Consider the following 11,380-nt stretch of genomic DNA (forward strand, 5'->3'; position numbering starts at 1 on the left):
CAGGTGTGGACCGTGGCCGAATCCTGGCTGGCCCATGATCCGACACAACGCACCGCCGCAACTGTCGCCGACGCCGTCGGCATACCGGTCTCCATGGTTGAGGCCGCGCTGGCGTACTGGGCGGACTATCGCGACGAGATCGACGATGTGCTTGATCGGCACCGCGTCGCCCAGGACGAGGCCCTCGCGGCGTGGGAACGGCGTCAGGCACTTGCCGGTGCCTGACCCCAGGCTCAGATCTTCTGTCACCAGGCGCGATTCCCCCGGACTCGGCGCGGGCTGGCTCAGCTGCGGAAGTCACTGACAATGTTCGCCGAGGAAACAGCCCGCGGGGCTGGAGAATCCTGGCTTCGTCTGGTGGCTGGCTCAATAGCCGCCCGACCACGGGTCCAGGATGGCCAGCACTCTATGAGCGACGGGCGGAGCCAATATGCGGCGACCCCTCACAACGGCACGGATTGCGGGAACGAGAAGACGTTGTGCGGGTCGTAGCTCTTCTTGATCTGGCTCAGCCGGGCCAGATTCGTCCCCCAATAGGCCTCCGCGTAGCCGCTCAGCTTCGGATCCGCGTAGTTCACGTAGGCGGAGTTTCCCAGCCATGGCTCCAGCGCCTTGCGCTGGGCCTGCACGAAATCATCGAACGGTGCGGGCTTCTGACCGGCGTCGCGGTAGGGCCAGGTGGCGGTGTACTGGACGTCGGCGAGGGCAGTCCGCCACGGGAACGCGGTCGCGTCGGGCGCGACGTCGGCGATCGCGCCGCCGAACGCGTCGAAGGACACCCCGCCCTCCACCATGTCCTTGACCTTCGCGCCGGCGCCGGCGGCTTGGACGATCGCCTGCACACCCGCACTGGGCAGAGGCGCCTGCAGGATCGAGGAGGTCGCCGCGAACGGCTGACGGTAGGACGGGCTCAGCGATTTGCTGATGCACGCAGTCGCAGACTCTCCCGAGCAGCCCGCCTCGGCGAGCATGGTGGCGGCGTAGCTACCGCCGCCACTGCCGCGTCTCGAGGGTCGCGGAGTCTGCGCCAACAGCGCGTTGATCTGCGAGGACGGCGAACCGGATCCGACCCAGGTGCCGGCCACCAGCACCCTGCTGCCCTGGCCGGGCTCGACCAGCAGTTTGCAGGTGCTCCACAGCTCGCGTGGCGTGCCGGTCATCCACTGCTGCCATGCCGTCAGCACCTGGCCTGCCGCCGACCACGACGTCCACTCCAGGAAGAAGGTCTGGATCCTGGGTGCCGGTCGTACGTTGAAGGTCAGCTGGGTGACGGCGCCGAAGCTGCCGCCACCGCCGCGCAAGGCCCAGAACAAGTCCGGGTCGGCATGCGCATCGACCTTCCTCACACGTCCGTCGGCGGTGACCACTTCGACGGACGCCAACTGGTCGCAGGTCAACCCGTACGTGCGGGCCAGCACGCCGACTCCGCCGCCGAGGGCCAAACCGGTGACTCCGACGGTCGCGCAGGATCCGCCGCCGATCGAGACGCCCCTGGCGCCGAGCTCGCTGTAGACATCGGCGAGCAGCGCACCGGCGCCCACAGTGGCGGTCTGCCCGTCGGCGGCCACCTTCACCGTGTTCAGCCTCGCCAGGTCCACCACCAGGCCGGAACCGGACGACCAGCCGCCGTAGGAATGCCCGCCATTACGGATCCGCAGCGACGCTCCGCCGTCGGCGGCGAATCTGACGCAGGCAGCGACGTCCGCCGCACTTGCCACGTGGGCGATCGCCGAGGGTTGCGGCTGACTGAAGAACCGCGGGTTGTAGAGCAAAGCCTTCGGCTGGTAGCCGCTCTGTCCGGGCAGCGACAGGGCGCCGGAGAGCTGCTTCTCGAGCTGGGCGTAGGTCGGCTTCGCCGAACCGGACGGGGAGGGATGTGGCGACGCGGACACCGTCCGCGAGGCGTCGGCGCTGGCGGAGCCGTTCGGTGCCGAACACCCCGGAAGGAGGGCACCGAGCCCGGCCAGCCCGGCCGCACTCAGGACGTCGCGTCGCGTCAGACCCACCACGCCCCCCATCATCGCGGCGCCGGAGGAGCCGCACAACGGCAGAGGCCGGTATCGGTGGAGCCGCGGGCCCTACCGACGAACCGCTCCGCGGGCTTCCGCCCGTCAGATTCTCGTAAGGTCCGGTAACCCCACGGTCATGGAGTGCCGGGTGCGGCCGGCGTTGACTTCGATGCCAGAAGCACCCAACCAACAGGAGGGCATCGTGACTCATCGACGCATTTCCATCCTCGTGGCAGCCGCCGCAGCGCTCACGCTGGGAGCGTTCCCGGCGCCCGCAGCAGAGGCCGCACCGGCTCCCACTGCTCAGCCGGCGCACGCGCAGCCCACGCATCACCGATCGCAACCGGCCGGAGCGGTCTTCGTCCAGAGCAATGACCTGACCGCCAACTCGGTGATCGCTTTCGACCGCGGTGCCGACGGACGGCTGCGCCGGACCGCCAGCTACTACACCGGCGGCAAGGGCGCGGTGGTCACCGATGCGGTGGTCGACCCGCTGGCCTCGCAGGGCTCGCTCACCTTGGACCGGCGACACCGGTTGCTGTTCGCCGTCAACGGCGGTAGCGACACCATCACGGTGTTCGGTGTGGACGGCAGCCGGCTCGTCCGTCGGCAGATCCTGCCCAGCCACGGCGATCTCCCGGTTTCGGTCAGCGTCACCGGCGACCTGGTCTACGTGCTCAACGCCCGCGACGGCGGCTCGATCAGCGGCTACCGGATCGACGGCCGCACGCTGCGACCGCTGGCCGGCAGCACCCGGCAGCTCCACCTGATGCCGAACGCCAACCCCGAGTTCCTGCAGTCGCCCGCGCAGGTGGCGATCACGCCGGATCGCGGCGCGGTCGTTGTCTCCACCAAGACCCATGGCACCCTGCTGACCTACCCGCTGCGGCACGGCATGCCGTCGGCGACGCCGACGACGACCACGTCCGGCATGGTTCCGTTCGCCCTGTCGTTCGATCGTGCCGGACGCCTGCTGGTCATCGACGCGACCGGACTCGCGACCTCCTACCGGGTCGGCGCCAAGGGCCGGCTGACCCAGCTGTCGCAGGCCGGTCCGACCGGCCAGCAGGCGGCCTGCTGGAGTGTCGTCGTGCACGGCACCCTGTACGCGGCGAACGCCGGCTCGAACAGCATCTCGTCGTTCCGCGTCCGTGCCGGCAAGGTCAGCCTGACCGACGCGACCGCAGCCAGCACCTCCGGCGGCGGCCCGGTCGACCTGGCCGCTTCGCGGGGCGGTCAGTACCTGTATCAGCTGAACGGTGCCGACGGCAGCGTCGACACGTTCCGGGTCGGACGCCACGGCGCCCTGACCCGCATCGAGACCACCCGGACCGGCCTGGGTGCCACGAACGGTCGTCCGCTGGAGGGCATCGCGGCCAGCTGACGCGAGCTCCACGGGTTCGACCGAACGGGAGAAGCGGCGTCCGGGGAAATCCCCGGACGCCGTTCCGCTGCGTGCGGCAGGGGCTTATCCGGCGGGAAGTGTCACGGTGAACCGGCAGCCGCCGGCGATATTCCGGACGGCCACCTCGCCACCTTGTGCCTCGACCAAGTCCTTCACGATGGCGAGTCCCAGGCCGGCGCCGGGGCTCAGTTCGGACGCCTCGGGCGACCGCGCCGCCGTCCCGCGGAAACCCAGGTCGAAGACCTGCCCGAGATCACCCTCGGGGATCCCACCGCAGCCGTCGGCAACGCTGAGCCACACCCGCGACGCCTCTCCCCCGCCGCGTACCTGCACCGAGCCGCCCGGACGGGTGTGCCGGACGGCGTTCACCAGCAGGTTGGCGACGACTCGTTCCAGCTCGCGTCCCGCCCCGGTTGCGGTCAGCGCCGGAAGGTCGACATCCATCCCCACACCCATCGATGAGGCGATCGGGCGCAGCCCGTTGGCCAGCTCGCCCACCAGCGCGTCCAGGCCGATCGGCTCCAGTCGCAGGTCGACGGCGCCGCTGCTGATCCGGGACAGTTCGAACAGGTCCTCCACCATCGAACCCAGCCGGGTCGCTTCGCGTCCGATCCGGGCGCCGTAGCCGCGGACGTCGTCGGGCTCGTCGACGACCTGGTCCTCCAGCGCCTCGGCCATCGCCTTGATGCCTGCCAGCGGGGTGCGCAGATCGTGACTGATCCAGGTGATCAGATCGCGGCGGGCCGCTTCGCCGGCCCGCTCCTGAGCCCGCCGCGCCTCCAGCGCGAGGGCACGGCGGGTGAACTGCTGGCCCAGGATCACCGATCCGGGCACGAGCATCACGCCCACCAGCAGGCAGGTGGCCACCGTCCAACCGAGCTGCTCGGTGAACATGAAACCGCTGATCGCGACCACGAAGAGCAGCGCGACGACCAACGGAACCGACACCACGACCGCCAGCGACGTACTGGGCCGAGTGCCGAGCCTGCGCAGCACCAACCACAACAGCACAATCGTGACGCCGCAGGTGAGCACCGCCCAGGGCGCGATGTGCAGCAGCGGCTCGCTCACCCGTCGGCTCCCAGCGGCTGGTAGCGGTAGCCGACGCCCCAGACGGTCTGCAGGCGCCGCGGCCGCGAAGGGTCGGCCTCCACCTTCTCGCGGAGTCGCCGGACGTGGACCGTCACGGTGGAGTCGTCACCGAAATCCCAGTCCCACACCCGCCGCAGCAGCTCCGAGCGTCGGAACGCCTGGTCGGGGTGGGAGACCAGGAAGGCGAGCAGGTCGAACTCCCGGGCCGTCATGGCCAGTTCACGTCCGGCACGGGTCGCCCGCCGCGCGGCGAGGTCAAGTTCCAGGTCGCCGTCGGTCACCGTGGAGGGAGCCCGCTCGGGCGCGGTGCGCCGCAGCAGGCGTTGCGCTCGCAGGGTCACTTCGCGCGGCGAGAAGGGTTTGACCACGTAGTCGTCGGCACCCTGCTCCAGCCCGACGACGCGGTCGGATTCGCTGCCGAGTGCGGTCAGGATCATGATCGGCACCTCGCTGCTGCGGCGGATCCGTTCGCACACGTCCAGGCCGTCGATGCCGGGCAGCATCAGGTCGAGGATGACGAGATCGGGTGGGGCGCTGAAGAAGGCCGCCAGGCCCTCGGTGCCGGTTCCGGCCTCGGTGACCTCGAGGGCGGCGCGGGTGAGGTAGCGGCGCAGCACTTCACGCGTGGTCGGGTCGTCCTCGATGACCAGCACGCTCGTCACGGTGCACGCTCCTTGCCCGGGGCCGCGGCCACAGCCGCCCGAGTTGACGCTAGTCCGGACGGCTGCCGTCCGCCACGCTCAGCGCCCGACCGAAAGACTCCGGTAAGCACCCTCGCCGACCTGGCGGGAGAACATCACCGGCGGCACCGAGGCCGCATAGGTATGCGCGATGTGGTCGTGCAGGGCCGCGGTGAATCCGGGAATGTCGCCGATCCGGATCAGGTCGATGAGTTGTTGATGTTCGGCGAGCATCTGCTCGCGTTCGGCGAGGAGCCGCTCGCCGGCGGCGAACAGCACGGACCGCTGACGGTCGGCGAGGCGATCGTTGAGTTCGAGCAGGACGTCGTTGTGGCCGGCTTCGACGAAGTGCCGATGGAAGGCGATGGTCAGGTCGATGTAGCGCCGGACGTCGCCCTCGGCGAGTGCGTCCCGTTGCTGCTCGATCGACCGCTCCAACTCCACGACCAGCCGGTCGAGCACGTCCGCGGACGCCTGCCCCATCGCACTCGACTCGAGGACCAGCCGGGCATCGGCCAGATCGGCTCTGGCCCGCTCGCTGATGCCCTGCACCAGCGCGCCGCGCTTGGGGTAGATGATGATCCAGCCCTCGCTCTGCAACCGGAGCAGCGCCGACCGGACCGGCGTCCGGCTGACGGTGAACTGCGCCGCCAACGTTGCTTCACCGAGCATCGTCCCGGCCCCGTACCGACCCTCCACGATCGCATCGCGAAGGGCGTGGTAGACCCGATCGGCGGCGCTGGCGCCGGGGAGCCCGTACTCACTCGTCGACATCGGCCTCCGCGCCGGGCGTCCATCGTTCACGCCCGGCATCTTGCCACCGGCCATCGGTCGAGCTTCAGCTTCGGCTTCCGATTTGGTCATCAAGCACCTGCTGGTTGGACTCGATGAAGCCGCGCCACAACGCGAGCACCATGCCGCCCAACGCCATCATCGCGGCCAGGAACCCGCAGTAGATCGGCTTGAGGGCTCCGAGGCCCTGACCCGAGATCAGACCGAACAGTGCGAAGGCGAGCACCACCAGCATCGCCAGCGCACCGCCGTTCCACCACCTGAGCAGGATCGCGTAACGCGCCTTCCGTTCCGCCGTCGACGGACCCTCATGAGTCTGCATCGCAGTCTCCCTTCCTCGGTCGCAAAGCGATCCGCTGAGCTGTCCACTCTAGTCGCGTTGGATACAACATCAATACATAATGTGTTGCTATCCGGGTGCGCGACCCCCAGGTGCCGCAGATCGGTGGATCGAGGCTTAGGGTTGACCCATGACGCTGCCGCCGCTGGTGCCGCCCGTGGGCGAACTGGACGCCGATGGCCTGGCGCGCTACTCGCGCCAGTTGATCCTCGGCGAAGTCGGCGTCACCGGGCAGCGCAGCCTGGCTGCAGCCCGGGTGTTGGTGATCGGCGCGGGCGGCCTCGGCTCACCGGTGCTGCTCTACCTGGCCGCCGCCGGCGTGGGCACGATCGGCGTCGTCGATTTCGACCGGGTCGAGAAGTCCAATCTGCATCGCCAGGTGATCCACTCCGACGCCGACATCGGACGACCCAAGGTCGATTCGGCAGCGGACGCGGTCGCCGCACTCAACCCGACGATCACCGTGCACCGGCACGCCCTCCGGCTGACGGCGGACACCATCGATGAGCTGCTGGCCGACTACGACCTGGTGCTCGACGGCGCGGACAATTTCCCCACCCGCTACCTGGTCAACGATGCCTGCGTCGCGGCCGGAAAGCCCCTGGTCTGGGGGTCGGTGCTGGGTTTCGCCGCCCAGGTGGCGGTCTTCTGGGACGCCGCACCGGGCGACGAGGGAGTCCAGCTGCGCGATGTATTTCCCGAGCCCCCGGCTGCCGGCACTGTTCCGTCCTGCGCGGAGGCGGGGGTCGTCGGCGCGCTGTGCGCACAAGCCGGGTCGGTGATGGCGATGGAGGCGATCAAGCTGATCACCGGAATCGGACGCCCCCTGCTGGGTCGCGTACTCGTGATCGACGCGCTGGCCGGACGATGGGACCAGGTGGAGATCCGTCGGTCGAGTCGCCGCCCGACAGCACCCGCCCCGGTCCCCGTCCCCGCTCCCCCCGATGCCTGCGGGTCGGCCGTGAGCACCACCGTGAGTCTGCCCGAGGCCGGCACGATGTTCCTGCTCGACGTCCGCGGTCCCGACGAGTTCGCCGCGCAACGAGTGCCCGGTTCGGTGAACATCCCCCTGCCGGACCTCTTGGAGGGCGCGCTGGACGGCGTCCCGAACGACGAACCGATCCTGGTCATCTGCCGCAGCGGCCAGCGAGCCGAGGTGGCCGCCGCCAGCCTGGATGCGCGCGGCTACCGCGACGTCCGCGTGCTGGCCGGGGGGCTGCTGGCTCTGGCCAGCGAGTCTGTGCCGGCGCAGTCACCACGATGACGATCAGCGATCTCCCAGGTCACGATCGATCTCGGCCCGGCGTCCGGCCCGGGCCAGGGCGAGCAGCACCCCGCCGACGCCGGCACCGAGCGTGCCGAGCAACGCCAGCGGCACCCAGGCACCGCCGCGGGTCGGCCGGATCACCGTGAGGCACGCGCCGAGGGTCGCAGTTCCCGTGGCCGCGGCGACCGCGCCAGCCCGCGTCGGTCCGGCACGATCACTACCCGCACTCCAGGCGGCCAGCGCCACCGCACCCGCGGTGAGCGCGATGTCGGTGGCCGCGGCACGCTCCTTGGACACCCATCGATCCGGCCGTCCGGCCAGCCCCCAGTGCGACGGCAGCCGCTGCGGCAACGTCCGGCCCCGCACCAGGTAGTGCAAGGCGGTCGCGCCGGCCAGTACCGCCGGCAGTGCGACAGCCGCACGGAAAGCCGCGTCCGGGGTCGAGGTGAACGGCACGGCCTCGGCGTCCGGTTCGATCAGGTTCAGCCGGACGGCCACCGCGCCGAGGTTGACGTCCCAGCCGAGACCGACGGCGCGGGGCAGGAGGAGCCGCTGGTCGCTGGGCTGCCACCAGGTCTGTGCGATGCGGGTGAGCATGCCGCGCAGACGCAGACCGGACGGCCACTGATCACCCAGCCGGCGACGTCCGGGCCTGCCCTCCGGGGCCAGCCAGCCCGCGATCTCGGCGACGTCGGCAGGCGTGGCCGCCGTCGTCAGCCGCTCGCACAGGTCGGCGGTCAGTTCGGCACGGACGTCGTCGCGCAGGTCACGCTCGACGTCGGCGACGGCGGCATCCAGGAACCGCTGCGCGGCGGCCCTGGCATCCGGTCGTAATTCATCAATCGAGGCGATCATGCCTCCCCCTTCAGAATGCCCGCCAGAGCGGCGGCGACGGTGTCGAACTCCTGGGTCATCACGTCCAGCCGGCGACGGCCGCTGTCGGTGAGCGCGTAGTACTTGCGTGGCGGACCCACCGGGGACTCCCGCCAGGTCGTGGTCACCGAACCCGCCTTGGCGAGTCGCGCCAACAGCGGATAGACGGTGCCCGCGGTGATCGCCAGCCCCGGACGTCCAGCCAGGTCGTCGACCAGGCTCGAGCCGTAGCGGGGCTCCTCAGCAAGCAGACCGAGCACCGCGAGTTCGAGGACCCCCTTGCGCAGCTGCGACCCCCAGGAACCCGACCCCTCAGACATAGGTTAATGGTATAACCATGTAGCTTGCTTAACAAGCATCCGGTACGGAGGGACGGTTCTTTTCGTTCCACTTCCGGCACGGAGGGACGGTTCTTTTCGTTCCAGATTCGGAACCGCAAGTGCCATCTTGCGACGACTCGGACCGCGTCCACGCTCCTCCACCGCGGCCCCGCATCGGGTCGACGACACGACACGCCGACAAGGTGGGCGCGGCCCGCCGGCTGTCGTAGAGTCGGGCCCGCGACTGGTTCTCCGCCGTCCCCGGACGACGGAGAGGCAAGAGGGAACCCGGTGCGAATCCGGGACTGCCCCGCAGCGGTATTCGGGAACGAGCTTCGTCATCAAGCACTGGGCCACGGCCTGGGAAGCGACGGACAGTAGGTGGATCGAACGATCCGAGCCCGAGAGTCCGAAGACCTGCCAGCGCCCGGCCCGAGAACCGCACGGGTCGGCAGACAGACCGCCGGCACAGCTCCCCCCGGTCGGGATTCCCCCGACAGGACAAGCCGCCACCGGCGAACGAGCACAACTCGCGAAGGAGAGTTGCGTGACCAACTTCCGCCAGTCGGGCCGCTTCGAGCGCCCGACGGTGACACATACCGCGGAGGCTTCGTCCTCGACCTAGCCCTCCCCGCGGCCAATCCTTCCCCACTTCGCCGCCGCCCACCGATGAGCTTCAGCACCGCACTGAGAAGCACAAATGCTCGCTGAACCCCGTCGGACCGGGTGTACTTCAGCGTGCCCTCAGCTCCCCACACAGTGACACGAGACACAACATCTAGTGGTCCTTGCGAGTCGACGCCCATATGTGTAGTGTCCGTGACTGACACCGATGGAACTACACCGATGTAACCCCGTCCCCAGGGAAAGGACCCGGAGCAATGACGATCACCGTCTACAGCAAGCCCTCCTGCGTGCAGTGCACCGCCACCTACCGTGCACTCGATCGGGCCGGCCTTTCCTACGACGTGGTCGACCTGTCCGCCGACGAGCGGGCCCTTGCCCAGGTGATGGAACTCGGCTACCAGCAGGCACCGGTCGTGTTCGCCGACGATGAGCACTGGGCCGGCTTCCGCCCCGACCGCATCAAGGCCACTGCGGCCCGCGTCCAGGCGGCCTGACCACGACCTCTGGCTAGGCTGGCGGGCACGGCTGGTCGAGCTTTGACGTAACCGCCGGTTCCGGGTCTCGACAAGCTCGATCAACGAGAGCTCCGGACGAATCCCGGTCAGCGGCAAGTAACCAGCACCCTCACAGTGAGGAGAACAACATGGTGCACATCGTGTACTTCTCCTCGATCTCGGAGAACACCCACCGCTTCGTCGCCAAGCTCGGCTTCGAGGCCGAACGCATCGGGCTACGGGCGAGCGACCCGCACCTGAGCCTCGACCGCCCGTTCGTCCTGATCACCCCCACCTACGGCGGCGGGAACGGCCAGGGTGCCGTCCCGAAGCAGGTCATCCACTTCCTCAACGACCCGGGCAACCGGGCCCAGCTGCTCGGCGTCATCTCGGCCGGCAACACCAACTTCGGCTCGGCGTACTGTCTGGCCGGCCACATCATCGCCCGCAAATGCGCGGTGCCCCACCTGTACCAGTTCGAACTCATGGGGACGCCCGACGACGTCGAGGCCGTCCGCGAAGGACTCATTTCACTATGGCAACCACTGTGCTCACCGACACCGGCCTAGAGGCCGTTTCGTCCGAGGTCGACTACCACGCGCTGAACGCTCTGCTGAACCTGTACGACGCGGACGGCAGGATCCAGTTCGAGGCCGATCGTCAGGCTGCGCACCAGTACTTCCTGCAGCACGTCAACACCAATACGGTGTTCTTCCACTCGCTGAAGGAGAAGCTCGACTACCTGGTCGAGCAGGGCTACTACGAGCAGCAGGTGCTCGACCTCTACGACTTCGAATTCATCAAGTCGTTGTTCAAGCGGGCCTATGCGGTGAAGTTCCGGTTCCCCACCTTCATGGGCGCGTTCAAGTACTACACCTCGTACACGCTGAAGACGTTCGACGGTTCGCGCTACCTCGAGCGTTTTGAGGACCGGGTCTGCATGGTGGCGCTCACCCTGGCCGCCGGCGACCACCGGATGGCCGAGAGCCTGACCGACGAGATCATGGCCGGACGTTTCCAGCCGGCCACCCCGACCTTCCTGAACGCCGGCAAGGCGCAGCGCGGCGAGCTGGTCTCCTGCTTCCTGCTGCGGGTCGAGGACAACATGGAGTCGATCGCCCGGGCCATCAACTCCTCGCTGCAGTTGTCCAAGCGGGGCGGTGGGGTGGCGCTGTCGCTGACCAACATTCGCGAGGCCGGCGCGCCGATCAAGAAGATCAAGAACCAGTCCTCGGGCGTCATCCCGGTGATGAAGCTGCTGGAGGATTCGTTCTCGTACGCGAACCAGCTGGGCGCTCGGCAGGGCGCGGGTGCGGTGTACCTGCACGCGCACCACCCCGACATCATGCGGTTCCTCGACACCAAGCGCGAGAACGCCGACGAGAAGATCCGGATCAAGACGCTGTCGCTGGGTGTGGTGATTCCTGACATCACCTTCCAGCTGGCCCGCGACAACGAGGACATGTACCTGTTCAGCCCGT

Annotated in this window: 12 protein-coding genes, 1 pseudogene and 1 riboswitch; of the genes and pseudogenes, 6 read left to right on the forward strand and 7 right to left on the reverse strand. The window is 68.8% G+C overall.

The window, feature by feature from the left end:
* Positions 1 to 225: pseudogene (locus Q0066_RS05845) on the forward strand (hypothetical protein); the annotation flags it as partial.
* Between the two features lie 218 nt (positions 226 to 443).
* Here the strand turns inward: Q0066_RS05845 and Q0066_RS05850 are convergent.
* The gene (locus Q0066_RS05850) at positions 444 to 2,009 is read right to left on the reverse strand and encodes an FAD-binding oxidoreductase (RefSeq protein WP_298131007.1); all 1,566 of its coding nucleotides are present in this window, start codon (positions 2,007 to 2,009) and stop codon (positions 444 to 446) included.
* Positions 2,010 to 2,211: 202 nt separating this feature from the next.
* Here Q0066_RS05850 and Q0066_RS05855 point away from each other — a divergent pair, with 202 nt between their 5' ends.
* A complete protein-coding gene (locus tag Q0066_RS05855) occupies positions 2,212 to 3,393 on the forward strand; it encodes a beta-propeller fold lactonase family protein (protein ID WP_298131009.1) in 1,182 nt (393 codons plus the stop codon).
* A gap of 84 nt (positions 3,394 to 3,477) precedes the next feature.
* On the opposite strand, the gene Q0066_RS05860 is transcribed toward Q0066_RS05855, so the two are convergent.
* The 4 genes from Q0066_RS05860 to Q0066_RS05875 form a co-directional block, all read right to left on the reverse strand.
* Positions 3,478 to 4,485 carry a HAMP domain-containing sensor histidine kinase gene (locus Q0066_RS05860; RefSeq protein WP_298131011.1) on the reverse strand — a complete coding sequence of 336 codons (1,008 nt, stop codon included), beginning with the start codon at positions 4,483 to 4,485 and terminating at the stop codon, positions 3,478 to 3,480.
* Positions 4,482 to 5,168 carry a response regulator transcription factor gene (locus Q0066_RS05865; protein WP_298131012.1) on the reverse strand — a complete coding sequence of 229 codons (687 nt, stop codon included), beginning with the start codon at positions 5,166 to 5,168 and terminating at the stop codon, positions 4,482 to 4,484. Before Q0066_RS05865 ends, Q0066_RS05860 begins: the two co-directional genes overlap by 4 nt.
* 78 nt (positions 5,169 to 5,246) lie before the next feature.
* Positions 5,247 to 5,960, reverse strand: coding sequence for a GntR family transcriptional regulator (locus Q0066_RS05870; protein ID WP_298131014.1), 714 nt, complete (start codon positions 5,958 to 5,960; stop codon positions 5,247 to 5,249).
* A gap of 64 nt (positions 5,961 to 6,024) precedes the next feature.
* Positions 6,025 to 6,300: a hypothetical protein gene (locus tag Q0066_RS05875; RefSeq protein ID WP_298131017.1), complete on the reverse strand. Its 276-nt coding sequence runs from the start codon at positions 6,298 to 6,300 to the stop codon at positions 6,025 to 6,027.
* Positions 6,301 to 6,448: 148 nt separating this feature from the next.
* Here Q0066_RS05875 and moeB point away from each other — a divergent pair, with 148 nt between their 5' ends.
* A complete protein-coding gene (gene moeB / locus Q0066_RS05880) occupies positions 6,449 to 7,582 on the forward strand; it encodes a molybdopterin-synthase adenylyltransferase MoeB (RefSeq protein WP_298131020.1) in 1,134 nt (377 codons plus the stop codon).
* A 3-nt stretch (positions 7,583 to 7,585) separates the two neighbouring features.
* On the opposite strand, the gene Q0066_RS05885 is transcribed toward moeB, so the two are convergent.
* Positions 7,586 to 8,440 carry a DUF1648 domain-containing protein gene (locus tag Q0066_RS05885; RefSeq protein ID WP_298131021.1) on the reverse strand — a complete coding sequence of 285 codons (855 nt, stop codon included), beginning with the start codon at positions 8,438 to 8,440 and terminating at the stop codon, positions 7,586 to 7,588.
* Positions 8,437 to 8,778 (reverse strand): PadR family transcriptional regulator, encoded by a 342-nt coding sequence (locus Q0066_RS05890; RefSeq protein WP_298131023.1) that lies wholly within the window; start codon positions 8,776 to 8,778, stop codon positions 8,437 to 8,439. Before Q0066_RS05890 ends, Q0066_RS05885 begins: the two co-directional genes overlap by 4 nt.
* Positions 8,779 to 9,022: 244 nt before the next feature.
* Positions 9,023 to 9,202, forward strand: a riboswitch (cobalamin riboswitch).
* Positions 9,203 to 9,659: 457 nt separating this feature from the next.
* On the opposite strand from Q0066_RS05890, the gene nrdH reads away from it, so the two are divergent.
* From nrdH to Q0066_RS05905, 3 genes are all read left to right on the forward strand, one after another.
* Positions 9,660 to 9,899, forward strand: a complete 240-nt coding sequence (gene nrdH / locus Q0066_RS05895) for a glutaredoxin-like protein NrdH (protein WP_298131025.1) — start codon at positions 9,660 to 9,662, stop codon at positions 9,897 to 9,899.
* A gap of 149 nt (positions 9,900 to 10,048) precedes the next feature.
* On the forward strand, positions 10,049 to 10,468 hold the full coding sequence (gene nrdI, locus Q0066_RS05900) for a class Ib ribonucleoside-diphosphate reductase assembly flavoprotein NrdI (RefSeq protein WP_298131027.1): 420 nt from the start codon (positions 10,049 to 10,051) through the stop codon (positions 10,466 to 10,468).
* Positions 10,435 to 11,380, forward strand: a 946-nt coding sequence (locus Q0066_RS05905) for a ribonucleotide reductase N-terminal alpha domain-containing protein (RefSeq protein ID WP_298131029.1), incomplete at its 3' end; no start/stop codon positions are given. The genes nrdI and Q0066_RS05905, both read left to right, overlap by 34 nt.

Source organism: Micropruina sp. (assembly GCF_027492755.1).
Taxonomy (GTDB): Bacteria; Actinomycetota; Actinomycetes; order Propionibacteriales; family Propionibacteriaceae; genus Micropruina.